Source organism: Microbacterium sp. lyk4-40-TSB-66, from assembly GCF_030209475.1.
Lineage (GTDB): Bacteria > Actinomycetota > Actinomycetes > Actinomycetales > Microbacteriaceae > Microbacterium.
Genome location: NZ_JARVRW010000002.1, coordinates 137,522 through 161,721, shown reverse-complemented (window position 1 = coordinate 161,721; position 24,200 = coordinate 137,522). Strand labels below are relative to the sequence as shown.

The window sequence follows — 24,200 nt, the reverse complement described above, 5'->3', positions numbered from 1 at the left end:
GGCGGTCGATCCCTCGCGGGTCATCGGGCGGCCAGCGCGTAGTCGGCGGCCCACTGGTCGAGGATCGCGCGGTGCGGCTCCACGAAGTGCTCCTCGGCGTAACGGCCCTGGATGACGGCGAGCTGGCTGCGCTCGACGCGGTCGTACGTGACCTCGGTCGGCTCGAAGTCCGCCGCCTCCAGGCTGGGGCGGTAGACCTCGCCCGCGGGGACGCGGGCGTTGTAGATCTCGGGACGGTAGATCTTCTGGAACGTCTCCATGGTGCTGACCGTGCCGATCAGCTGCAGGTCGGTGTAGTCGGCCAGCAGGTCGCCCCGGAAGTAGAACGCCAGCGGCGCGACGCTGCCGCGCGGCATGAAGTAGCGCACCTGGAGCCCCATCTTGCCGAAGTACTCGTCGGTGAGCGACGAGGTGGCATCCTGCGCGTACTCCACCCCCAGCACGGGGTGGACGACGCCGGTGCGGTGGTAGGTGCGGCTCGTCGAGACGCTGATGCAGATGACGGGCGGGAGCGGGAAGCGCTCGCGGTAGGCCGGGGAGTCGAGGAAGTGCGAGAACAGCTTGCCGTGCAGGTCGCCGAAGTCGTCGGGCACCGAGAATCCGCCCGCGGCGGCCTGAGCGGCGGGCAGCACGATGCTGAAGTCGTAGTCGCGCAGGTAGGACGAGAAGTTGTTGCCGACGATGCCCTGGTGGCGCTCGCCGGTGCGCGTGTCGAGGATGTGCACGTCGAGCACCTCGATGACGGGGAACTCCTCGTCGGCGCCGTCGGCGAACTGCAGCTGCACCGACACGATGTCGAGCTCGACGCGGTACCGATCGGCGTCCGCACCGTCGTCGGACGCGAGGTCGTTGCAGCGACGGTCGATCATCGACAGCGCGGTGCGCAGGTTCTGCCGACGCCCCTCCCCGCGGGCGAGGTTGGCGAAGTTCGTCGTGACGCGCGATCCCTCGGCGGGGGCGTAGTCCTCGTCGAAACGGGTGGTGGTGATGCGGAACGTGATGTCGTTCGACATGGGGATGCCAATCCGGGGAGCGGGGAGACCCGGGGGTCTCGGAGAAGTCGGTTCCCTCATCGTGCAGCCGAAGAGGGGGCATCGGGTAATTCTGCGACGCTATGCCCTGCTATAGCCTCGACCTATGCCCAAGCGGACGAGCGGCATCACGCTGCAACAGCTCCAGTACTTCATCGAGGTGGCCGCGGAGGGATCGATCAGCGCTGCGGCCGATCTGCTGTTCGTCGCCCAGCCGACGATGTCGGCGGCGATGCGCGACCTCGAGACGCGCGTGGGCCGCGATCTGCTGACCCGCTCCGCCCGCGGGGTGACGCTCACCGTCGACGGCGTCGAGTTCCTCGGCTACGCCCGGCAGGTGGTGGAGCAGGCGGAACTGCTCGAACAGCGGTACCTCGGCCGCCCTCCGTCGCGGCGCCTCCTCGGAGTGTCGGCGCAGCACTACTCCTTCGTCGTCGACGCGTTCGTCCGCATGGTGAGGGCGACGGATGCCGCGGAGTACGAATTCTCGCTCCGGGAGACCCGGACCTTCGACATCATCGAAGACGTCCGGACGCTGCGCAGCGAGCTCGGCATCCTTTTCCGCAACGACTTCAACCGCAACGTGCTCGACAAGCTGCTGCGCGATTCGGGGCTCGTCTTCCACCCGCTCTTCGTCGCCGCACCTCACATCTTCGTCTCGCGGCGTAACCCCCTGGCGTCACGTTCGCGGGCGACGCTCGCCGACCTCGCGGGTCTGCCCCGTCTCACGTTCGACCAGGGGGCGAACAACTCCTTCTACTTCGCCGAGGAGATCCTCTCGACCCTGTCCAGTCCTCAGGAGATCCGGGTGTCCGACCGCGCGACGATCTTCAACCTCATGATCGGCCTCGACGGATACACCATCTCGACGGGCATCATCAGCGACGACCTCGATCCCGAGATCGTGGCGGTGCCTCTCGAGGTCGACGAACGCATCGAGATCGGCTGGATCGGTCGTAGCGCCATTCCGCTCACCGACCAGGCGCGGCGCTATCTCGCGGAAGTGCGTGCGGTCGTGGCGGGATTCGGGGTGGAGCTGCTCGATTAGAGGCGGGTCATCGACGCTCGGACATACTGGAATGCGTGACTCCGACAGACCGTGCCACTCGCCGTCCCCACGTGGGCGTCACCGTTCTCGCCCTCATCCTGGGTGTGGTGAGCCTCGCTGCCGGCTGCGCCGTCGTGTCGCCGTCGGCGCAGACCCCCGCCCCCGAACAAGAGTGGGAAGCGCTCTCAGACGAGGCTGTCATCGCTGAAGACCTTGTGCTCGTCGTCTTCGCCCTGAAAGAAGAATTCGGCCCCGAGAACCTCCTCGATACGATGCTGCCCGTCGAGGAGCACGCCTCGACGGCCCTCGATGTCGCGGGGCTCGGCTACCTGGACGGCAACGACGTCGGTGGTCAGGAGTACTCCTTGTACTTCTACGGAGTCGATCGCGAGGCGATGTGGAAGCGGTTGGAACCGATCATGGCGACCGCGCCCTACCCTCTCGCTCGCGTCGAACTCTGGCCGCCCGGCGAAGATGCCACCCCGCGGGTGCTCTCGTTCGACGAAGAGTAGGCGAACCGACCCGGCGAACCGGAAGACTACCGCCGAGGCGCGCTCAGCGCTCACGAGGTTTCCTTGGGACCCGCTGTCTTCGCTGCAGCACCATTCGAGGCGGTCGAGGCCGGCCGCGATGGAAACACAACGGCCGCCGGCGCCGAAGCGCCGACGGCCCTCACGTCGTTCGTGTCGTCGCTCAGGACTCGCGCGTGCGGCGGGGCACGATGCGCATGATCGCGGTACCGGCCGCGATCAGGGCGAATGCCGCGAGGCCGAGCCACACCGAGTTGAACCCGGTCATGGCCAGCGCTCCCGCGCCGACGCCGGCGCCGGTGGACGATGCGATGTTGTTGTACATGGTGTTTCTCCGTTTCACCAGTCGCGTCGACGTCGTGTCAACGCGTCCAGGTATGCCTTGGTGTGGACGATTTGCAGGAAGAGATCGATGACGAGCTCGTACATCAGGCCGGCGAGGACCATGTGCCGCCATCCGCGGTCGCGGACGGTGACGATGCGCTCGACGATGAAGATCACGGTGACGCCCAGCCAGAACGGCTGGACCGCGAATGTGCCCCACCCGATCGCGTAGACGATGGTGGCGAGGTAGATGTAGGTGATGACGCAGCCGATCATCGTGAGCAGCTGACGCCCCCAGTAGGGCGCGGTCACCCGCGTGAGGCCGTACTGCACGCAGTTCTCGACCGCGCCGCGCTTCCACCGCAGACGCTGGTTCCACAGCTCGCGCCACGTCGGCATGACTTCCGTGACGAGGGTGCACCCCGCGGGGCTGAGCACGTCGTATCCGAGGTGGCGGATCGCGAAGGTCAGCTCGTTGTCCTCGGTGAGCACCGTGGTGTCGTAGACGCCGCCCCGACCGTCGCCCGCGGGAAGCTCGCCCGCGAGGCGCGCCTCTCCGATCCGGCGTAGCAGCCCGACCTGCAGCACGGCGGCGGTGCCGGTGACCACGAGGCACTTACCGCGCAGGCGCCGCACATCGCGGGCGTAGCGCGCGTACTCGTTGCGCTGGAGGTGTCCGACGAAGCCGCCGCCCTCGCTGCCGCGGAAGACCCCACCGACGGCGCCGATGCGCCCGCGCAGGTTCTTACGGGCGATCTCGAGGAAGTCGGGGTCCAACGCGGAGTCGGCGTCCTGCACGAGGACCACGTCGTCTTCCCTCAGGTGGGGGAGCGTTTCGGCCAGGAACTGATTGAGCGCCCCGGCCTTCTTGTGGGTGTTGCCGGTGGTGATGAAGACCTCGGCGCCGTGCGCCCGGGCGATCTCGACGGTGCGGTCGGTGCAGTTGTCGGCGATCACGACGATGTGATCGGGCGGCGACGTCTGGTTCTGCAGGCCCTGGATCGCGGCGGCGATACCGGCTTCCTCGTTGTGCGCGGGAAGGGCGGCGACGAGGCTCCCGGTGCGGGCCCCCGCCCGACGACGGCGCGTGGGGGTGACGGCCGGTGCCTCAACCTCGGTCGCCGACGGCATTCCCAGCGGGGTGGCGGCGAAGACCGAGACCTCGGCGGACCGCTCGCTCGTCGGGGTGGCGGCGAAGACCGAGGCCGCGGCGGGCAGCTCCCTCATCGCGGAGACGGAGCGGCGCAGGGTCGGCGTCGTCCCACTCTGAAGGTCGCTGAGCGAGGGGGAGATGTGGTGGCGAGGACTACGTGCACGCCGAGTCGGGAGGTTCTCGGGCGGAGCCTCCCATGATGCCCGGCGCGGCAGGGATGAAGCGTGCCTGCGGGCGCGCCGTGTGGTGGTCGTCATCGGGATCCTCTCCGTCGCCGACGCACGCACGGGTGCGCCGGGAGTGGGCTCGCCGATGTAAAACTCGCAGCCCCCGCTGCCGCTCACGCGGACTGCCCGGGCCATGGGAGCCCCGGACAGCGATGAATCTATGCGCACGAATACGAGGTGGCGTCAGCCCGGGCGCAAGGGGACCTCAAGATCGGCTCAAGAAGAGGAAAGGGCAATATTGAGCATTTCTTGCGTCTTTTGTCAGCTTCTGCTCAGATTCATTCCAGGTCGATTCATTTGACGGCCGAGCTGACGGTTGTCTCCGTCATCGTCAGGTGTTCGAGAGGCAGGACCCGTCATGCTCGGTCGTTTCCTTCCGGCGCCGCGTCACGCGGCCGCCGTCCTCGCCCTTCTCGCCCTCGTCGCTCTCGCCGGCTCGCCGGGCATCGCCGTCGCGGCGGATGAGGCTCCGGACGCCGCGCCGTCGGCGGTCGTCGCATCCGCCCCCGCCGATGCTCCGGGGTGGTCGACGCTGTTCCGCGACGACTTCGACGGGCCCGCCGGTACAGCCGTGGGTCCCCAGTGGGAGCACGAGGTCGGGACGTGGGGGACCGGCGCCATCGATCGCACCACCGCGTCCACCGCGAATGTCTTCCTCGACGGGACCGGCGCCCTCGGCATCCGTGCCCTCCGCGATGCGTCAGGCGCATGGACCTCGGGGCGGATCATCACCGCCGACAAGTCGTTCTCGGCACCCGCGGGCGGACGACTGCTCCTGACGGCATCCGTTCGTCTGCCCGCCGTCGCCGATCCCACCGGGTACTGGGCGGCCTTCTGGGCTCTCGGTCGCGATGCGAACGCGCAGATCGACTGGCCGCGCACAGGGGAGCTCGACATGCTCGAGGCGGTGAACGGCACACCGCAGCTTCTGCAGACCCTGCACTGCGACCTTCCCGACGGGGGCGCCTGCGACGAGCCCTTCGGTATCACCAGCGGCCCTCTGGAGTGCGCCTCCTGTCTGGCCGGGTTCCATACGTACTCGACACTGATCGATCGCACGGAGCCCGGCGCCGAACGACTGGAGTTCTTCGTCGACGGCCTGAGCACGCATGTCGTGGAGGAGGCGGAGATCGGCGAGAGCGCGTGGGATGCCGCCATCCCGAACGACTACTTCCTCATCCTCAATCTCGCCATCGGCGGGGGGTTGCCGAACGGCGTCTGCGGATGCGACAGCGCGTCGGCGCCGAAGACCTCGGGGGGCACGATGTCGGTCGAACACGTTGCGGTGTACCGGTCGGGCCCTCCGGCGCCGTCGATCCCGACGATCGCGGGCGTCGCCGCGGCGGGTTCGACCCTGGTCGCCGACTCCGGGCGTGAAGTCCCGGTGACGTATCAGTGGAGGGCCGATGGCGTCGCGGTCGCCGGCGCCACGGGCGCCTCGTTCACCGTTCCGGGAACGGCGGTCGGCAAGCGCATCTCGGTCACTGTCTCGGCTCTCGACGGATCGGATGCCGCGACCTCGCTGCCGACGGCCCCCGTCACCGCGGGCACGCTCGGTGCGGTCACCCCCACCATCAGCGGCACCGCGAGGATCGGGTCGACGCTGACCGCGTCGCCGGGTACGTGGACGCCCAGCCCGGTCACGCTCACCTACCGATGGAAGGCGAATGGCGTCGACATCGCGGGGGCGACGGGTAAGACGATGAAGGTCGCGACGGCGCAGCTCGGAAAACGGATCACCGTGACCGTCACCGGGAACAAGGTCGGCTTCTTCTCGTCGCAGCGCACGTCTGCGGCGACGGCGATCGTGGTTCGTTGAGGATCGCGCCGCGACCGAGGACCACCGTCGCACCGGCCGTGCATTGTTCGCACGAATTTCTTCTCGGGCGCGAGTCGTTCTATGCCACTATGACGCTAGGTGCCCGATTGGCCTGCCGAAGGTAATGGCGCATCCGGCGCGGACATTCACCAGCCCTCTGTGAAAGGCACTATCATCGCCACTTCTGGAATTCGCGGCACATTCTTCGATTTCATCGATGACCCGTGGAAGCACGTGGGCAGAGAGGAGGAATCGGCTCGATTCCTCCAGGACGGACTCCTCGTCGTCGAAGACGGGCTGATCGTCGCTTTCGGGCCTTTCGACGAGGTGTCCCCCCTGCACCCCGATCTCGACGTCACCGAGATCCGCGGACGCATCATCACCCCTGGTTTCATCGACGGTCACGTGCACGTCCCGCAGACGCGGGCACTGGGGGCCTTCGGAGAGCAGCTGCTGCCGTGGCTCATCGACACCGTCTTCCCCGAGGAGGCCCGCTACAGCGACCGCGAGTACGCGCGCGCCGGGTCGGACCGCTTCCTCGAGAACATGCTCGCGGGCGGCACCACGACGGTGCAGGCGTTCACCACGACCTCCACCGTCGCCGTCGAGGAGTTCTTCGAAGCCGCCGCGCGCCGCGACATGCTGGTGATCAGCGGTGTCACGGGCATCGATCAATTCGCGCCGGAAGGGTCGACCAGCACGCCCGAGGAGTTCTACGACGACAGCAAGGCGATGATCGCGAAGTACCACGGCAAGGGTCGTAATCGCTACGCCATCACCCCGCGCTTCGCGCTCGGAGCGAGCGATGAACTGCTCAAAGCCTGTCAGCGGTTGAAGAAAGAACACCCCGACCTCTGGGTGAACACGCACATTTCTGAGAATCCGCTCGAGATCTCCAATCTTCTCCTCGCGCACCCGGACTGCACCGACTATCTCGGCGTCTACGAGAAGTACGAGCTCGTCGGCCCGAAGTTCTCCGGCGGGCATGCGGTCTGGCTGTCCGACAATGAATTCGGGCGTCTGTCCGACAGTGGCGGTGCGGTGGTCTTCTGCCCGTGCTCGAACCTCTTCCTGGGCAGCGGGATCTTCCGCCTCGCCAAGGCGACCGATCCCGACAAGCGCGTCAAGATGTCGTTCGGCACCGACATGGGCGGTGGCAACCGGTTCAGCATGATCCACGTCCTCGATGAGGCGTACAAGGTCGGCATGCTCGGCAACACGCTGCTCGACGGCACCACGAACCGCATCACCCAGGATCTTGCGGCGGCCGAGCGCAGCAAGCTCTCGCCCTACCGCGCCTTCTGGTCGGTCACCCTGGGCGGCGCGGAGGGCCTGTACATCGACGACCAGGTGGGCAACTTCGAGGTCGGGAAGTCCGCGGACTTCGTCGCACTCGATTGGAACGCGGGTCCCTCGGCGATGCCGTGGCACCAGTCCCTCTTCTTCGGCGAGGCGGGTCCGACCACGATGGCGGAGGCCGCGCACGCGCTGTTCTCGGTGATGATGGTCGGCGACGACCGCAACGTCGACGAGACCTGGGTGTCCGGCGTGCGTCTGTACAAGAAGGCCTGACGGTGCAACGCCTCGTCGTCGCGGACGAACGGCCGACCCCGGGGGAGAAGTCGAGCGCCGACGACACGGCGGTCACGCTCGTCACCCACCGGAAGGTCGCGGCCCGCGACGTCGAGGCGTTCGAGGGGTGGCTGGAGCGATCGGGTCGAGCCCTCACGGGCACGCCGGGGTATCTGGGCAGCACCGTCATCTCGCCGAGCGAGTCGAGGGACGACTGGACGCTCGTGCAGCGTTTCACCGATGCCGCCGCGGCGCGCGCGTGGCTCGACGGGTCCGCACGCCGGGAGCTGTACGCGCAGATCGCCGACGTCGAGGTCATCGACGAGGAGGTCACGCTGTTCCGCGAGAACCCGTCGCCCGGTGACGAGGTCTCGGTGCTCATCGCGTCCACGGTTCCTCCCGCGCTGGAGGCGGATTATCTGGCGTGGCAGAAGCGCATCTCCGACGTCGAGGCGCAGTTCCGGGGCTTTCGGGGCCACCGGATCCAGCGTCCCGTTCCCGGTGTTCAGGACGAGTGGGTCGTCATCCTCACCTTCGACACGGCCGAGAACCTCGCCGCCTGGATCGACTCGCCGGAGCGCGAGCGCCTCCTGAAAGAGGGGGAGCGGTTCAACGCGGATCTGTCCGTCGCCTCGTCGAGCTTCGGCTTCGACTTCTGGACCCCCCAGGGTGAGACGGCACGCGAGTCGGTGATGAAGAACAACCTGCTCGTTCTCGCGGCGCTGTACCCGATCGTCTTCGGGTGGAGCTATTTCGTCAGCACGCCGCTCTTCGACGGCCCGCACGCGATCCCGTTCTGGCTGTCGCTGTTCGTCGGCAACTTCGTCAGTACCCAGCTGCTCGGATGGTTCGTGATGCCCCGCGTGTTCAAGATGTTCGCGTGGTGGCTGAAGCCGAAGCCGGGTTGGCGCGCGCAGGCGCTCGGTTTCGGCATCCTGATCGTCGTCTACGGGGCGTCGATGGCCCTTTATGCGTGGCTGTTGTCGCTGGCCGGCTAGCGGCGGGTCTCGCGCGGATCCCGAAGACGCCTGGCCGAGAGGAAGAAGTGGGTGGGCCCGGAGGGGCTCGAACCCTCGACCCGCGGATTGAGAGACGGCCGGCAACCGCACCCGGGCTGCGCCGAACGGGTCCGCGCTGGTGGACTATGACCGCGTCTGAGACGTCGCCACATTCCGCCGCAACTACTTAGCCCGCCCTCGTCCGCGCGCAGCTGCCCGCGATCCGCGTCCACGACCTGCACCACACGGCCGCCAGCTTGTGGCTGGCCGCAGGGTTCCCGCCGTACTAGGTGAGCCGCTGTCTCGGTCATGCCTCGGTTGTCACCACGGATTCGATTTACTCGCATCTGTACCCGACGGAGTACGCGCGGCGCACCCCAGGTTCGAGACCTTCGCTGGGACTGCGCAAGCGTAGCTCCCCGCTAAAGTGGCACGAACAAGGGTGTGCCGGGGGAGGCTCAATGCTGGACATGTCGACATGGGAGGTCGAAAAGCTGGATGTCACCAAGGACCTTCGGCTTGATCCGAAAAACGTCCGGTTGGGTCTGACTCTGCACACGGATCCGCCGCAAGCCGACATCATCCAGGATCTATTTCAGCACGAAGGTGCGCTGGACATCGCGAAGTCGATCATGACTGTGGGGTATCTGACCCACGAGAGGCCAGTTGTGCTCCGGGAGAACGATCAGTGGGTCGTCGTGGAGGGGAATCGGAGAACTGCCGCTCTGAAGGCTCTGTTGAATCCGTATCTCGTTCCTGCCGCTCAGCCGCGCCTCGCTGAGCTTGTGGAAGCGACTGAGTTACCCACTAGCTACAAGACAATCGAGTGCCTTGTCGCCCCAGACCGGGACTCGGCGAATCAGCTGATCGCAACGCTCCATACATCGAACCCGCGCAAGCCGTGGGGTCCGCTCCGCCAGGCCGAGTTCTTCGCCGCGCAGGTAGCAGCGGGTAAGTCGGTGGAACTGCTCATCCAGGAGTACCCGGGAATTCCGGTGGCGGACTTCATCAAGACCGCCGACATGCATCGTCTTCTTCAGAACGCGAACTATCAGGACGAAGAGCTCGCACGGTACGCACGTCGAAGAAATTTCCCGATCTCCACCTTCGAGAGGCTCTATGAGAACCCGGAGTTCTTGAAGTTTGCGCGCATCTCTGTCGACGACAAGACTGGGCGTGTCTCGCTTAACGCGAAGCAAGACGATTTCGACCGCGTCGCAGAGAAGATTGTCCGAGACATCAAGCGCAAGCGCATTAACACGCGAGTGTTGAACGCTCCGGCCGACGATACCTATAAGCAGTACCTTACCGAGCTCTCCAGCATCAAGGTTACGGCTGGCAAGGCCACAGAAGTCGCTGAAATGCCCGAGGTTGCTTTGCCCGAGCCAAAGCCTCGCAAGCCGACCACGCTCGACGTGTCGGGCCTACACGCTCCAGCGAAGTTCCCGGCAATCGGGTCCATCTTGGACGAGCTATCGAGTCTACGTTACCGAGAATTTCCCAACGCAACTTTCGACCTAATCCGGACGTTCCTGGAGAAATCCGTCAAGGCCTACGCGGATGGTAAGGGTGAGAGCATCCCGAAGAAGGGGCAATACGTTTACCTCGACTCCGCACTCGAGTGGTTGCAGGCGGACGTCACCGCGGCGGACAAGAAGAGCCTCGTCCAGGTAATCAAGAAGCTCCGCCAGAACGAACGGTTGAACGTTTATGCCTACGGAGTGACCGCCGACTACCTGAATGCGGCGAACCACAACCACCAGATCTTCATCGAGAAGGAGGACGTTCTGAAACTTTGGGAGTCCATCATCAACTTGCTCCGGTACGTGCTGAGAGAGCCAATGACGTGAGGGCCCACACGCTGCGAAGACCACAGTTCTCCCCGCTGCGCTACCCGGGTGGGAAGTCAGCGCTGTACGCCCTCGTCAATAGCTCAGTCCGCGCGAACGGCGCTTCAGGTGGTACCTACGTCGAGCCCTACGCGGGTGGGGCGGGACTTGCCCTTGGCCTGTTGCTCACCGAGATTGTCGAGTCTGTCGTCATCAATGACCTAGACCCGGCCATTTACGCCTTCTGGCGATCTGTGACATCGAGGTCCGACGAATTCATGGAACGAGTCCGCACCGTCGCACTCACGATGGACGAGTGGCATAAGCAGCGTCAGGTCTACACGCAACCGTCATCGCACAGCGATTTCGACCTCGGCTTCGCCACGTTCTTCCTCAACCGGACGAATCGGTCGGGTGTCCTCAACGCAGGGGTGATTGGCGGAAGGGACCAATCGGGACCTTACAAAATTGATGCACGGTTCAACAGGGACACGCTCCTGGAACGGTGTCGACTCGTGGCGCTGTACTCGGACCGCATCGAGGTGAGAAATGAAGACGGCCTGTCGATCATCAACGAGTTCGCCGGGCAGGAAAAGACGTTTGTGTACGCCGATCCGCCCTACTTTGAGAAGGGCAGCCAGCTGTACCTGAACGCCTTCGCGGCCCAGGATCACGCTGATCTGGCGACCGTGCTCAACGAGCGAGCCACGACGTCATGGATGCTTACTTACGACGCGGCACCCGAAATTGCCGACCTATACTCCGCGCGCCGCCAGTACGACATAGGTGTCTATTACTCTGTGCGCGGGGCGCGAAAGGCGAGTGAGCTGCTCATCACATCTGATTCCTTCGTGCTGCCGGACGGATTTGCCGCAGCCCGTGTCCCCGGGCTTCCAGAATGACTATTCCACCTGGGCTCCTTGGCTTCCGAGGGGATCCAAAATGGCGAGACATGTCCGACTACGTCGTCCACTTCACGGAGACGGCCGGTAGCCTGCTGAGCATCCTGAGTGAGGGTCGGGTACGAGAAAGCGGCCCCTATGGTTGGGCGTTCCGCGATGCAACGGCTCGTTCAATGCATATGAGCGCGTGCATGAGCGAAATCCCGATCGATAACGTCGACCGGCTCGTACGCCAGCACGGTCAATTCGGGATCGCCTTTCGGCGCGAGTTTGTCTCCGGTGCCGGTGGGCATCGCATCTGGTATTTGGATGACACAAATGGACTCCAGCGGCACCTCTATCAGGCATTTCGTCCGCTCTACTCCTCGGACCCTGATCGGCTCGCCGACCTGTGGCGGTTATCTCCCTTCATCGACCGAGTGACGCCCGGCCGAGACTTCACGTGGGAGCGGGAGTGGAGGGTCCCAGGCGGCCTCGCGTTCGCGCCTGCCGACGTGGAGTTCCTGATGGTCCCAAAACGCGGCGGCTCGTCTGTACTGCAAAATCCGGCATCTGGTCTTCCTCTTCTTAGCGCGGAAGCGACTGAATTTTGGAGCGACGCATTCTCCGCGCTGGGCGGACCCGAGGACAAATGGGTCGACGAGTTCCTCACCGACTTCACCGATCCCGTCAACCACCTCACGTGGGACGGCGAAGATCAGGACTACTACTGGATGTGGGAGAAGTGGTCAACCGAGTCGGCCGTAGACCTACTGTTCGGGGGCCGTTTGAGATACGAGGCTCTCCAATCGCTTGCGGAGCGTCTAAACGGAATCGCCCCCGATTGGATCAGAGTTTCTGACATGGCGGCCGACCCGGAATGATCGGAGGGTCGGGTTTCCACCGGATTTGATGTGAGGCGGGGCAGGCCGAAGCCGCGCGATCCCAGTGCCTGACTGGTGGGCCCGGAGGGGCTCGAACCCTCGACCCGCGGATTAAAAGTCCGATGCTCTGCCAACTGAGCTACAGGCCCTGATGCCTCCAGCCTACCGGGAGCGACCGGGCCCTCGTACTCATCGGCGTGTGCGCGCGACGATCCAGAAGAGGTAGGCGCCCCCGACGACGCCGGTGAGCAGACCCACCGGGATCTGCAGCGGCGCGAGTGCGCGCTGGGCCACCACGTCGGCGATGACGAGGACCACCGCGCCGGTCAGCGCCGAGCCGAACAGGGGGATGCCGCTGGTGCCCAGCGTCCGCCGGGCGAGTTGGGGTGCCGCGAGGGCGATGAACCCGATGGGGCCCGACACCGCCGTGGCCGTTCCCGTCAGCAACGCCGCCACGACGACCAGGAGCAGGCGCACGCGGCCGGTACGCACGCCCAGGGATCGCGCGGTGTCGTCGCCGAGCTCGAGAGCACGGAAGTCCCGGTGCACGAGGGCGAGGACCACACTCAGGATGCCGAGGGCGCCGAGGAGCAGGGCGACATCGTCCATCGATGTGGCGGCGAGGCTGCCGTGCAACCACTGGTCGGCGTTGCGCGCGATCTCGACGGGCGCGCGCGTGAGGAGGTACTCGTTGACCGCGGCGAGCAACGTGGACAGCGCGATGCCCGCAAGGATCGTGCGCTCGCGCGAGACCCCGACGCTGCGAGCGAGGAGCATGACGACGACGACCGTGAGCAGCCCGCCCATCCACGCGCCGGCCGCGGGCGAGGCGGTCGGGGCGATGACGATGAGACCGATCAGCGCACCGGTGGCGGATCCGGCGGTGAACCCCACGATGTCGGGGCTGGCGAGCGGGTTGCGGGCCAGGGTCTGGAAGACGGCGCCGGCGAGCCCCAGTGCCGCCCCGATCGCCAGAGCCGCGGTGACCCGGGGAACCCGAAGGCCCATCACCACGACACTCGTGCGGCCATCGGCGCCTCCGATGAGGGCGGATGCCACGTCGCTGAGCGACGCCTGGAACGACCCGGTGGTCAGCCCGACGATCGCGGCGACGACCGCGACCGTGACGGTGGCCGCGGTGACGATCGCATATCGGCGGTTCCGGAGGGTGATGACCGGACGCGTCACGACGGTCTCCTCACGACGAGCCAGAGCAGCAGGGGAGCGCCGACGAAGGCGGCGACGATGCCCGCCTCGACCTCGCCCGGAAGGGCGATCACGCGACCGATCACGTCGCTGGCGAGGGTGAGCGCGGCACCGGTCACGGCGGCCAGGGGGAGCGAGGTGCGCACGCCGCGGCCGACGGCACCGCGGACGAAGTGGGCGACGAGCAGTCCGATGAAGGCCAGAGGGCCGGCGGCGGACGTCGCCGCAGCGCACAGCAGGGTGACGGCCGTGCCGGCCACGACGATGACGAGCGCCGGAGACACCCCGAGCGAACGTGACAGGTCGGCGCCGAGCTGCAACTGATCGAGCCCGCGGGCGACCACGGCGGCGAGGACGACTCCCGCGATCGCGAAGGGGAGCAGCTGGGCGGCGACGTCGGGATCCCGTCGCTCGAACGAACCGACCGCCCAGAACCGGAACGACTCGAAGGTGTCTTCGTCGGCGAGCGTGATGATGCGCACGATCGCGCCGAGGCAGGCGCTCAGCGCCATGCCCGCGAGGACGAGGCCGACCGTGTTGCCGCGACGCCCCGGCCGCGCGGCGGCGTTCACCAGGAGCGCCGCTCCCGCGGCTCCCACGAAGGCGAACCAGACGTACCCGGCGGCGGTACCCACGCCGAAGAAGGCGATGGCGACGACGACGCCCACCGCCGCCCCCGCGTTGACCCCCAGCAGCCCCGGGTCGGCGAGGGGGTTGCGGGTGACGGCCTGCATCAGCACTCCGGCGACCCCCAGGCAGCACCCGGCCAGCAGCGCGGTGAGTGTGCGGGGGATGCGGAGGTCGAAGACGATGACGCCGACGGCATCCCGCCGATCCGAGAACAGCGCGGACACGACGTCCGTCGGAGCGAGGGCGCGCGACCCCACCGCGAGGCTGGCGACGATGAGGCCAACCAGGACGACGAGTGTGATGAGGGTCAGCCCGGTCGCTCGCCGCTGAGCCGTGCGGCGGCGGTGGAACAGCTGTGCCGCGGTCGCCGGTCGAGCGGCGGCGGACAGATCGAGCACGAAGGTAAGGATAACCTAAGCCCGTGACCGATCTTCGTTCCCCGTCCTTCCCCGCCCGTTTCCGTCCGTCCGTCGTCGCCCTCGAAGCCGCCGCCCTCCTCGCGCTCACCGGGTGCGCCGGCGCCGCAGCCCCGGCATCCACCGTCGATTCCGAAGCCGGCGCCGCGGGGGAGTGGGTCGTGTCGCGCGACCTGGAGCCCGGTATGGGCTCGCCCGAGCCCGATGGCGTCTTCCCCCGTGCCGTGACGCACTTCGAGGGCGTGACCGAGGTCACCGCCCGGCCGACCCGCATCGCCGTCGTGTCCACGGGTCAGCTCGACGCGCTCCTCACGCTCGGCGCGGTGCCCGCAGCAGCCACTCGCGCCGAGAACAGCGGACTGGTGCCGCAGTACCTGGTCGACACCTTCCCGCAGGATGCCGCGGCGCTCGCCGCCATGACCGACATCGGCCAGCGCACCGAGCCCGATCTGGAGGCGATCGCGCAGGCCGCCCCCGACCTCATCCTCATCAACGCCACGCGGGGCGCGGAGCTCTACGATGCCCTGTCCGCTGTCGCCCCGACCGTGGTGACCAAGGGCAACGGGGTGAACTGGAAGAGCGACTTCCTGCTCATCGCCGATGCGCTCGGCGACGAGGGGGCCGCTCGCGGCATCCTCGACGCGCTTCAGACCGACAGCGCGGCGTTCGCGCGGACGCACCCGGTGGGGGAGCCGACGGTGTCGTTCCTGCAGTCGACGGGCGATCGCACGCGCATCATGGGCGTGCCCTCCTTCGCCGGTGGTCTCGCGGAAGATCTCGGGCTGGGGCGCCCCGTTTCCCAGCGGTTCGACGAGACGTCGCAGGAGGTCAGCGCGGAGCAGATCGACCTCGCCGACGCCGACCACGTGTTCTACGCCGGCACCGGTCAGGGGATCGCGTTCATCGAGGAGGCCCCATTGTGGCCCACACTCGACGCCGTCGCGGGTGGACGTACTGTCGCCGTCGACTTCGACCCGTGGTTCCTGAACGCCGGTCCCACCGCCGCACGCATCGTCCAGGACGAGATGGTGCGCGCCGTCGACGCCGACTGACGCACGAAAAGAGCGAGAGCCGGACCCCCTCGCCTGGGGTCCGGCTCTCGCCGTCGGTTCCGATCGATCATCGATCGGTCGATGCGTGATCGCTCACGCGTCGAGGACTTACGCCGGGGGCATCAGCACCGTGTCGATGAGGTACACCGTGGCGTTGGCCGTCTGGACGCCACCGCAGATGACGTTCGAGGTGCCGTTGACCGTGATCGAGTCGCCGGAGCCGGCGACGGTGACGTCCTGGCCCTCGACGGTGGTGTGCGTGCCGTCGATCTCGTCGGGCGCGATCTGACCGGGGACCACGTGGTAAGTGAGGATCTTGGTCAGCAGGTCGGTGTCGGTCTTCAGCGTCTCGATGGTCGCGGAGTCGATCTTCGCGAACGCGTCGTCGACGGGGGCGAAGACGGTGAACTCGCTACCGTTCAGCGTGTCGACCAGGTTCACGTTGGGGTTCAGCTGGCCGCTGACCGCCGCGGTGAGCGTGGTGAGGAGCGGGTTGTTCGATGCGGCGACGGCGACCGGGTCAGCGGCCATGCCGGCGACCGAACCAGCGCCCGAAGGGACGGTCTCGGCGTAACCGGCGCAGCCGGGGCCGACGAGGTTGGCGGCCGGGTCCATGGCGGATGCCGAGGCCGACATCGAGGGCGACGCCTCCATCGAGGGGGCGGTGCTCTCCTCGGTGGTCGTGCCACCCGAGGTGGTTCCACCCGAACATGCGGTGAGAGCGAAGGCCGAGCCCAGAACGAGGGCGAGACCGGCGACGACAGGCTTCTTGTTGGTGAGCATGACATTCCTCCGAAATCGTTCGGATCGCGTCTGCGACCCGTCAGGGACACCCCGGTGCGGGGGGTGGTTCGCCGTGGAGCGGCTTACACAGGGTCTTCGGGACCCCCCGGGGAACGGATTGCGAAAGGATTGGCATCGGCGCGTTCTGCGGCATCCGAATGCGAGAAAAACCCAGGTCGGGGGGCTATAAATATTCTTCGGAATATTTCTCGGTCCCTTGGAATCCGCGGCGTGACGCGTATGTGACGGCGCTGTGGGACGCCTATGTAACGGTTCGTGCAGACCTTTCGCGTGCTCGCGCGCGCGTACAGGAATCGTCCCGACCGTACGGAATGATGGATGCCATGGTGATCGACGGTTTCGACCTGCCCGATGAGGGGCTCGAGAAGGTCGATCACATCGGCATCCTGCTCCTGCGTGTTGCGGACGGCGACCGTGCTGCCTTCGCCGAGGTGTACGACTCCCTCGCGGCCCGCGCGTTCGGTCTGATCCGACGCGTCCTGGTCGACCGGTCGCAGAGCGAGGAAGTCCTGCAGGAGGTCTTCCTCGAGATCTGGCAATCCGCTGCGAAGTTCACTCCGAATAGAGGCCAGGGAAGATCGTGGATTCTCACGATCGCGCATCGACGAGCGGTGGACCGCGTGCGGTCATCGCAGTCGAGCGTCGATCGGGACGTACGAGCGGGCTTCCGGGATATGGATGTCGCTTACGACAACGTGTCCGAGAAGGTAGAACTGAAAATGGAAGGGCGGCGCGTCGTCGATGCACTGGCGACGCTTCCCGATGCTCAGAAGGAAGCACTCACGCTGGCCTATTTCGGTGGGTACAGCCAAAGTGAGATCGCGACCCTCGTCGGGGCACCGCTCGGAACGGTCAAGACCAGGATGCGCGACGGACTGTCGCGCTTGAGGATGGAGATGGGGGTGGACAAGTGAACGAGAGGGATTTCGCCGACCTCGCCGTCGGACATGCGCTGAATGCGCTATCCGAGGCAGATGAACGCGCGTACCAGGAGGCTCTCGCGGGCAATCCACAGTGGGACCATCACGTGCGCGGAGCGGTCGACACGGTCGCCGCCCTGAGCGCCTCCGTCGAACCGGTCGAGCCGCCCGCATCCGTGCGAGCGTCGTTGTTCGCCCGCATCTCCGAGCTCCCTCAGGAGTCAGCGGGTCCGGGTGAGGTCTCGACCTCCGCCGAAGAAGAAGATTTCGCCGCCGTGGGCATCGCCCCGGCGGCTCCCGTGCGTGAGCCCGTCGCTCTTCGTGCGTCGTCCCGTGCGGGTTGGGGGACGAAGCGCTGGTTCGCCCTCGCCGCGTCGTTCGCGGCCGTGCTGGTGCTCGGCTTCGGAGCGGTGACCGTGAGTCAATACTTCGCGCCCCCCGCAGCGGTCGTCGCCCTGGAGCAGATCCAGGACGCCCCCGATGCGCAGTCGGCCTCGGCGACGATGTCCGATGGAACCGTCGCCACGGCGCACTGGTCGCCGTCGACGGGACAGAGCGTGCTGGTCGCCGACGGCATGCCGGAGCTGGCCGACGGAACGACGTACGAGCTGTGGTTCGTCCGCGGTCAGACTCCCATCGCGGCGGGGATCTTCCAGCCGGACGCCGATGGCAAGGCCACCGCTGTTCTGCAGGGTGAGATGCACGCCGGTGACGTGATCGCGGTGACGGTCGAACCGGCGGGCGGGTCGCCCGATGGGACGCCGAGCACCGATCCGGTCGTCGCGGTCGCCACGGCCTGACCCGACCGTCCGCGGCGGGCCGGCTCGGTTGGGGGTCCCGGCCCGGCCGCGGCGGGCGAGCGCCTAGCCTGGATGGATGAGCGATTCCTCTCGCGAGTTCCACAAGCCGGTACGGCGCCCCGCCGAACTGTTCGACCGTCTCTTCGCAGCGGACGACCCCGCCGAGGTGTCGCGCGTTGCCCACAGCACGGCTCACGCGCTCCTGTCCCGTGTGCGCGCCGACCCCTCGGTCGACGTCGTCGAGCGCCTCGTAGCCTTCACCGACGATCACGGCATCGACGACATCGCCGAGCTCTGGTCGCGCTCGCCCGCCCGCTCTCTTCCGGGCGCGCTTTGGCGGCTGTATCTGCTGCAGCTCATGATCCACGACGACGCCGCGACCGCGGCTCTGCTCTACGAGCGCGGGCGGGTGGAGATGGCGACGGTGGATGCCGTCGTGGCGGGCGCTCCTGCCCCCGCGGGCCCCGAGGAGCTGGTGCGCCTCATCGACACGATCATGCGCGGGTTGTTCGAGGGCGACTTCGCCGTGGCGCTGGACCGTGCGGCCGCGTTCTGCCGTGTACAGGCGGCGGGGTCGACGCACCTCGCGGACGATTACGAGAACACCGAGTCGGAGCGCGCGAGCGCGCTGACCACGCGGGCTCTGCGCCTGGCGACGTACGCCGAAGACCTGTCGGCGTGCGCGGCGCTGTGGCGTCGCGACGCTCTGACGTGAGAGCGGAAGAGGAGGTGCCGGACCGCAGAACGCCTCTCGGCGCATGGCCGCTCAGAGCGGCAGAAGATGGAGCCCGGGGTTACTGCGGCCCGGCTAGGAAAGTGTAACAAGCGCGGGCCCGACTCATTCCCACGGGTGCCCCCGTTGACAAGGGCCGGGCGTGTCGGACCCGCCGCGTAGGCTCGCTGCATGGCTTGGCGCTCCGCTCTCCGCATCGACCCTGTGGCATCCGTCGAGCGGAGGGAGTCCTTCGCCGACACCTTCCGCGTGATCGATCCGTCCGCTCCCGCTCTGCCCGTGGGCGAGCTCAGCGCCCAACGCGGTGACGGCGTCTTCGAGTCGCTCGGCGTCGTCGACGGTCACCCGCAAGAGGTCGAGCCCCACCTCGAGCGTCTCGCCCGTTCGGCCGAGCTGTGCGATCTGCCTGTGCCGAACCTCCCGCAGTGGCGGGAGGCGATCGTGACGGTGGCCGGCGTGGCGGGCCCGGGCGAGAACGTGATGAAGCTCCTGCTCAGCCGCGGGGTCGAGGGAACCGACGCACCGACCGCGTGGATCACGCTGGCCGATGCGCCCGACAACGCTGCGGCGCGCACCGACGGCGTCCGTGTGGCGACCCTCGACCGCGGCTATGCGCTCGACGTGCCCGCCCGCGCACCGTGGCTTCTGCTGGGGGCCAAGACCCTCTCGTACGCGACGAACATGGCGGCCATCCGCGAGGCGAAGCGCCGGGGGGCCGATGACGCCGTTTTCGTCAGCAGTGACGGATTCGTGCTCGAAGCGCCCACGGCATCCGTCGTCCTGCGCGTCGGCGAGCGCTTCATCACGCCTGCGCCGAGCGTCGGCATCCTGCACGGGACCACCCAGCTGAGCCTGTTCGCCCACCTCGAACACCGGGGCTTCGCCACGGAGTACGCCACCGTCTCGGTCGCCGAGCTGGCGGGGGCGGATGCCGCGTGGCTGCTGTCGAGCGTTCGTCTCGCGGCCCCGATCGCAGAGGTGGACGGGAAGGCGCTTCCGGTCGACCGTGCCCTCACCCACGAGTTCAACGCCTACCTGCTGAGTCCTCGGGACTGACCGCGCGTCCGCGGCGCTCCCGGCAGGGGCGCGCCGGGGTCCTGCACCCGGAAACGACGAAAGCCCCGCCGGGGCGGGGCTTTCGCGTGGGGTCGGAGTGTTATCCGAAGCGGCCCGAGACGTAATCCTCGGTCGCCTGCACCGAGGGCGTGGTGAAGATCGTGGAGGTGTCGTTGTACTCGATGAGCTTGCCGGGCTTGCCGGTGCCGGCGATGTTGAAGAACGCCGTCTTGTCGCTGACGCGCGAGGCCTGCTGCATGTTGTGCGTGACGATGACCACGGTGTACTCGCTCTTCAGCTCGCCGATCAGCTCCTCGATCGCGTAGGTCGAGATGGGGTCGAGCGCCGAGCAGGGCTCGTCCATCAGGATCACGTCGGGGGAGACGGCGATCGCGCGGGCGATGCACAGACGCTGCTGCTGGCCGCCCGAGAGACCCGAACCGGGCTTGTCGAGGCGGTCCTTGACCTCGTTCCACAGGTTGGCGCCCTTGAGCGACTTCTCCACCAGCGCGTCGGCGTCGGACTTGGCGATGCGTCGGTTGTTGAGTTTGACGCCGGCCAGCACGTTCTCGCGGATCGACATGGTCGGGAACGGGTTCGGACGCTGGAACACCATTCCCACCTGGCGGCGCACCAGCACGGGGTCGACGCCCGAGCCGTAGAGGTCGTCGCCGTCGAGCAGGACGGAGCCTTCGACGCGCGCGCCGGGGATGACCTCGTGCATGCGGTTCAGGGTGCGGAGGAAGGTCGACTTGCCGCAGCCCGACGGGCCGATGAAGGCGGTGACGGTGCGGGGCTCGATGTCGAGGGACACGCCCTCGACAGCGAGGAAGTCGCCGTAGTAGACGTTCAGGTCGTTTACTTCGATGCTTTTTGACACGATTCCTCGGGTTGTTTCTGGTCGGATCGACGTGCCGCGGTCAGCGGCCGAGCTTGGGGGAGAAGAACTTCGCCACGGCGCGCGCGACGAGGTTGAGCACCATGACGATGACGATGAGCACGAGGGCCGCACCCCAGGCGCGGTCGATGAAGGCCGACGCGGGGATGCCCTGGTTCATGTACTGGGAGTAGGCGAACACCGGCAGCGTCATCATGCGGCCGTTGAACAGGTCGTAGTTCACCGAGGTGGCCACACCCGCCGTGAGCAGCAGGGGCGCCGTCTCGCCGATGACGCGCGAGATCGAGAGCATGACACCGGTGGTGATACCCGCCACGGCGGTCGGAAGGACGACCTTGCTGATGGTGAGCCACTTGGGCACGCCCAGCGCGTAGGACGCTTCGCGGAGCTCGTTGGGGACCAGTCGCAGCATCTCCTCGGTGGAGCGCACGACGACCGGGATCATCAACACCGCGAGGGCGATGGCGCCCATGATTCCCATGCGGATGCCGGGGCCGAAGAACAGGGCGAACAGCGCGTACGCGAACAGACCCGCGACGATGGACGGGATACCCGTCATGACGTCGACGAGGAAGGTGATCGCGTGAGCGAGACGCTTGCCGGCGCCGTACTCGATGAGGTAGATGGCGGTGAAGATGCCGATCGGGATCGAGATCACGGCCGCGGCCAACGTGATCAGCACGGTGCCGATGATCGCGTGCAGGGCGCCTCCGCCTTCGCCGACGACGTTGCGCATCGACGAGCTGAAGAACTCGGCGCTGATGCCGCTCACACCGTTGGTGACGACGGTGACTCCCACCGAGACCAGGGGAACCATCGCGATGCCGAAGGCGATGACGACGACGCCCGTCACGAGGCGGTCGACGCCCTTGCGGCGTCCCTCGATGATCGTGGAGGTGGTGGTGATCAGGATCAGGTACAGGACGGCGGCGACGACCGCCCATCCCGCGATGTTGAACGGACTGCCCGAGGCGAGCGAGACGATGCCGAGGAGCAGGGCCGAGAGGCCCGCGCTGCCGGCGAGCGTGACCCACGGAGCCCACGAGGGCAGACGACCGCTGGTGAGGCTGTTGGTCGATCGCGTGGGCGTCGCGGTGGCCGGGGTGCGCGGCGCGGTGGACGTGGCGGTCATGTCAGTTCGCTCCCGAGAATTCCTTGCGGCGGCTGACGATGTAGCGCGCCAGTGCGTTGACCGCGAAGGTGACGATGAAGAGCACGAGACCCGTTGCGATGAGCACGTTGACGTTGAAGCCGTAGGCCTCGGGGAACGTCAGCGCGATGTTGGCGGGGATGGTGCTGGGGTTCTCGGACGTGAACAACTGGAGTGTGACGACTCCGGATGCCGAGAGGACGAGCGCGACGGCCATGGTCTCGCCGAGCGCGCGGCCGAGGCCGAGCATCGACGCCGACACGATGCCGCTGCGGCCGAACGGGAAGACGGCCATGCGGATCATCTCCCAGCGCGTGGCGCCGAGGGCGAGTGCGGCCTCCTCGTGCAGGACGGGTGTCTGCAGGAAGATCTCGCGGCAGATGGCGGTGATGATGGGCGTGATCATCACCGCGAGCACGACGGCCGCGGTGAGGATCGTTCGACCGGTGGCCGACACGGTTCCGGAGAACAGCGGGAACCAACCGGCGTTCGTGTTCAGCCAGGCGTAGACGGGCTGGATGGCCGGGGCGAGCACCAGGATGCCCCACAGGCCGAAGACGACGGAGGGGACGGCGGCCAGCAGGTCGACGATGTAGCCGAGGCCCTGGGCGAGGCGACGGGGCGCGTAGTGCGAGATGAAGAGCGCGACGCCCACCGAAAGAGGCACGGCCATGATGAGGGCGAGGATCGACGCCCAGATCGTGCCGAACGCGAGGGGGCCCACGTACGACCAGAAGTTGCCGCTCAGGATCGAGGCGTTCTCGCTGGTGGCGGTGAAGCCGGGGATCGACTGGGCGACGAGGAAGATGGTCACCGCGGCGAGGGTGACGAGGATCATGGAGCCGGCGAAGAGGGCGGTACCCGAGAAGACGCGGTCTCCTGGGCGTTGCTTCGGCTTCTGTGGCGCCGGAGCCGTGGTGGTGGTCATGTCGTCGTCCTGTCTCGGGTCAGAAACGGGCGAGAACCCGGCCCGGAGCGTTCGTGTGCTCCGGGCCGGGTCTCAAGGGGTGTTACTGCGTGACGATCAGGTCGATCGCGGAGTTGACGCGCTCGCGGAGCGAGTCGCTGATGGGGGCGCTGCCCGCGGCGTCGGCGGCCGCGGTCTGGCCCTCTTCGCTGGCGACGTACTGGAGGAACGACTTCACGATCGAGGCCGTGTCGGTGTCGCTGTACTGCTCGCACGCGATCATGTAGCTGATCAGGACGATGGGGTAGACGCCGGCTTCCTGCGAGGTGCGCTCGAGCTCGATGGCGAGGTCGCCGTCGGCACGGCCCTCGACGAACGGCGACTCGTCGACGATTTTGGCGGCGGCTTCGGGCGAGTACGAGACGAACTCCTCGCCGACCTTGATCGCGACGGTCTTGAGGCCCTCTTCGGCGGCGCGCGACGCATCGGCGTAGCCGATGGTGCCGTTGGCGCTGGAGACGGCCGAGACGACGCCGGAGGTGCCGTTGGCGGCCTCGCCGGAGCTGAGCGGCCACTCGCCGTCGGCCTCCGACGTCCAGACGCTGGGGGCGGCCTGGAAGAGGTAGTCGGTGAAGTTCTGGGTGGTGCCGGAGTCGTCCTGACGGTGGACCGGGGTCACGGCGAGGTCGGGGAGGTTGACGCCGGGGTTGGTGGCGGCGACCGCGGGGTCGTTCCACTTGGTGATGGTACCGGCGAACAGGCCCGCGACGGTGGCGGCGTCGAGGTTGAGCGAGTCCACGCCCTCGAGGTTGAAGATGACCGCGATGGGCGAGATGTAGGTCGGGAGCTCGACGATGCCCGAGCCGTCGGCGCACGCGCCGAAGCCGCCCGCGGCGACTTCTTCGTCGTTGAACGCGCGGTCCGAACCGATGAACGGGAAGGCGCCCGCCTGGAAGGACTCGCGACCGGCACCCGAGCCGGAGGGGTCGTAGGTGATGGTGACGCCGGAGTTGGCAGTCTGGAAGCCGGCGGTCCAGGCCTGGACCGCGACCTCCTGCGACGACGCGCCACCGCTGGCGACCTCGCCCGAGAGGGCCGTGCCGGCGTCGCTGCCACCGGTTCCGGCGGTGCCGCCGCCTTCGTTCGCGGCGCAGCCGGCGAGGGCGAGGGCGGCGACGGCGGTGAGCGCGCCGAGCTGGGCGAAGCGAGTGATCTTCACGATGAAAGTCCTTCGGGATATCGGGAGCTGTGTGGTGAGACCTGTGGGGGACTCGCCGGTGACGCTAAACAGCGATCCTTAAGAGAGTGCGCCCCTCGGGTGAACGGGCGGTG

23 protein-coding genes and 1 tRNA gene are annotated in these 24,200 nt (G+C 67.3%); 13 read left to right on the top strand and 11 right to left on the bottom strand.

All coding sequences use genetic code 11. From position 1 onward, the window contains the following. Window positions 1-20 precede the first annotated feature (20 nt). Window positions 21-1,013 (bottom strand): putative oxygenase MesX, encoded by a 993-nt coding sequence (locus QRO03_RS02875; protein ID WP_285136013.1) that lies wholly within the window; start codon window positions 1,011-1,013, stop codon window positions 21-23. A gap of 124 nt (window positions 1,014-1,137) precedes the next feature. Between QRO03_RS02875 and QRO03_RS02870 the strand changes: the two genes are divergently transcribed. Next, window positions 1,138-2,079 carry a LysR family transcriptional regulator gene (locus QRO03_RS02870; RefSeq protein WP_285136012.1) on the top strand — a complete coding sequence of 314 codons (942 nt, stop codon included), beginning with the start codon at window positions 1,138-1,140 and terminating at the stop codon, window positions 2,077-2,079. Between the two features lie 35 nt (window positions 2,080-2,114). After that, the gene (locus QRO03_RS02865) at window positions 2,115-2,591 is read left to right on the top strand and encodes a hypothetical protein (RefSeq protein WP_285136011.1); all 477 of its coding nucleotides are present in this window, start codon (window positions 2,115-2,117) and stop codon (window positions 2,589-2,591) included. Window positions 2,592-2,772: 181 nt separating this feature from the next. On the opposite strand, the gene QRO03_RS02860 is transcribed toward QRO03_RS02865, so the two are convergent. Beyond that, entirely contained in the window at window positions 2,773-2,934 is a 162-nt protein-coding gene (locus QRO03_RS02860) for a hypothetical protein (protein WP_285136010.1), read from the bottom strand. A 14-nt stretch (window positions 2,935-2,948) separates the two neighbouring features. Continuing rightward, on the bottom strand, window positions 2,949-4,160 hold the full coding sequence (locus QRO03_RS02855) for a glycosyltransferase family 2 protein (protein ID WP_285136009.1): 1,212 nt from the start codon (window positions 4,158-4,160) through the stop codon (window positions 2,949-2,951). Between the two features lie 511 nt (window positions 4,161-4,671). On the opposite strand from QRO03_RS02855, the gene QRO03_RS02850 reads away from it, so the two are divergent. The 6 genes from QRO03_RS02850 (at window position 4,672) to QRO03_RS02825 (ending at window position 12,296) form a co-directional block, all read left to right on the top strand. Continuing rightward, entirely contained in the window at window positions 4,672-6,132 is a 1,461-nt protein-coding gene (locus tag QRO03_RS02850; protein WP_285136008.1) for a hypothetical protein, read from the top strand. Between the two features lie 99 nt (window positions 6,133-6,231). Next, window positions 6,232-7,704, top strand: a complete 1,473-nt coding sequence (gene guaD / locus QRO03_RS02845; RefSeq protein WP_350224116.1) for a guanine deaminase — start codon at window positions 6,232-6,234, stop codon at window positions 7,702-7,704. A gap of 2 nt (window positions 7,705-7,706) precedes the next feature. Further along, window positions 7,707-8,702: an antibiotic biosynthesis monooxygenase gene (locus QRO03_RS02840; RefSeq protein ID WP_285136006.1), complete on the top strand. Its 996-nt coding sequence runs from the start codon at window positions 7,707-7,709 to the stop codon at window positions 8,700-8,702. 461 nt (window positions 8,703-9,163) lie between these two features. Next, window positions 9,164-10,552, top strand: coding sequence for a hypothetical protein (locus QRO03_RS02835; protein WP_285136005.1), 1,389 nt, complete (start codon window positions 9,164-9,166; stop codon window positions 10,550-10,552). Then, entirely contained in the window at window positions 10,549-11,433 is an 885-nt protein-coding gene (locus QRO03_RS02830; RefSeq protein ID WP_285136004.1) for a DNA adenine methylase, read from the top strand. Before QRO03_RS02835 ends, QRO03_RS02830 begins: the two co-directional genes overlap by 4 nt. 50 nt (window positions 11,434-11,483) lie before the next feature. Then, the gene (locus QRO03_RS02825) at window positions 11,484-12,296 is read left to right on the top strand and encodes a hypothetical protein (RefSeq protein WP_285136003.1); all 813 of its coding nucleotides are present in this window, start codon (window positions 11,484-11,486) and stop codon (window positions 12,294-12,296) included. Between the two features lie 73 nt (window positions 12,297-12,369). On the opposite strand, the gene QRO03_RS02820 is transcribed toward QRO03_RS02825, so the two are convergent. The 3 genes from QRO03_RS02820 to QRO03_RS02810 all read right to left on the bottom strand — a co-directional run bounded on the left by QRO03_RS02820 (window position 12,370) and on the right by QRO03_RS02810 (window position 14,530). Continuing rightward, window positions 12,370-12,445 (bottom strand) — tRNA-Lys (locus tag QRO03_RS02820). 40 nt (window positions 12,446-12,485) lie between these two features. Then, entirely contained in the window at window positions 12,486-13,484 is a 999-nt protein-coding gene (locus tag QRO03_RS02815; RefSeq protein ID WP_285136002.1) for a FecCD family ABC transporter permease, read from the bottom strand. After that, on the bottom strand, window positions 13,481-14,530 hold the full coding sequence (locus tag QRO03_RS02810; RefSeq protein ID WP_285136001.1) for a FecCD family ABC transporter permease: 1,050 nt from the start codon (window positions 14,528-14,530) through the stop codon (window positions 13,481-13,483). Before QRO03_RS02810 ends, QRO03_RS02815 begins: the two co-directional genes overlap by 4 nt. A gap of 23 nt (window positions 14,531-14,553) precedes the next feature. On the opposite strand from QRO03_RS02810, the gene QRO03_RS02805 reads away from it, so the two are divergent. Then, window positions 14,554-15,600, top strand: a complete 1,047-nt coding sequence (locus QRO03_RS02805) for an iron-siderophore ABC transporter substrate-binding protein (RefSeq protein ID WP_285136000.1) — start codon at window positions 14,554-14,556, stop codon at window positions 15,598-15,600. Window positions 15,601-15,708: 108 nt separating this feature from the next. On the opposite strand, the gene QRO03_RS02800 is transcribed toward QRO03_RS02805, so the two are convergent. Then, a complete protein-coding gene (locus tag QRO03_RS02800; protein ID WP_285135999.1) occupies window positions 15,709-16,383 on the bottom strand; it encodes a fasciclin domain-containing protein in 675 nt (224 codons plus the stop codon). A 332-nt stretch (window positions 16,384-16,715) separates the two neighbouring features. Between QRO03_RS02800 and sigK the strand changes: the two genes are divergently transcribed. The 4 genes from sigK to QRO03_RS02780 all read left to right on the top strand — a co-directional run bounded on the left by sigK (window position 16,716) and on the right by QRO03_RS02780 (window position 19,913). After that, a complete protein-coding gene (sigK, locus tag QRO03_RS02795; RefSeq protein WP_285135998.1) occupies window positions 16,716-17,318 on the top strand; it encodes an ECF RNA polymerase sigma factor SigK in 603 nt (200 codons plus the stop codon). After that, on the top strand, window positions 17,315-18,124 hold the full coding sequence (locus tag QRO03_RS02790) for an anti-sigma factor (protein ID WP_285135997.1): 810 nt from the start codon (window positions 17,315-17,317) through the stop codon (window positions 18,122-18,124). The genes sigK and QRO03_RS02790 overlap by 4 nt, the downstream gene beginning before the upstream one ends. A 76-nt stretch (window positions 18,125-18,200) precedes the next feature. Continuing rightward, window positions 18,201-18,839 carry a DNA-directed RNA polymerase subunit beta gene (locus QRO03_RS02785; protein WP_285135996.1) on the top strand — a complete coding sequence of 213 codons (639 nt, stop codon included), beginning with the start codon at window positions 18,201-18,203 and terminating at the stop codon, window positions 18,837-18,839. Between the two features lie 189 nt (window positions 18,840-19,028). Continuing rightward, window positions 19,029-19,913, top strand: a complete 885-nt coding sequence (locus QRO03_RS02780; RefSeq protein WP_285135995.1) for an aminodeoxychorismate lyase — start codon at window positions 19,029-19,031, stop codon at window positions 19,911-19,913. Window positions 19,914-20,013: 100 nt separating this feature from the next. Here the strand turns inward: QRO03_RS02780 and pstB are convergent, their stop codons facing one another. From pstB to pstS, 4 genes are all read right to left on the bottom strand, one after another. After that, window positions 20,014-20,793, bottom strand: a complete 780-nt coding sequence (gene pstB, locus QRO03_RS02775; RefSeq protein ID WP_055956505.1) for a phosphate ABC transporter ATP-binding protein PstB — start codon at window positions 20,791-20,793, stop codon at window positions 20,014-20,016. 40 nt (window positions 20,794-20,833) lie between these two features. Then, window positions 20,834-21,943: a phosphate ABC transporter permease PstA gene (pstA, locus tag QRO03_RS02770; RefSeq protein ID WP_285135994.1), complete on the bottom strand. Its 1,110-nt coding sequence runs from the start codon at window positions 21,941-21,943 to the stop codon at window positions 20,834-20,836. Between the two features lies 1 nt (window position 21,944). Further along, a complete protein-coding gene (pstC, locus tag QRO03_RS02765; RefSeq protein ID WP_285135993.1) occupies window positions 21,945-22,889 on the bottom strand; it encodes a phosphate ABC transporter permease subunit PstC in 945 nt (314 codons plus the stop codon). A gap of 82 nt (window positions 22,890-22,971) precedes the next feature. Continuing rightward, window positions 22,972-24,087, bottom strand: coding sequence for a phosphate ABC transporter substrate-binding protein PstS (pstS, locus tag QRO03_RS02760; RefSeq protein WP_285135992.1), 1,116 nt, complete (start codon window positions 24,085-24,087; stop codon window positions 22,972-22,974). Window positions 24,088-24,200: the final 113 nt, after the last annotated feature.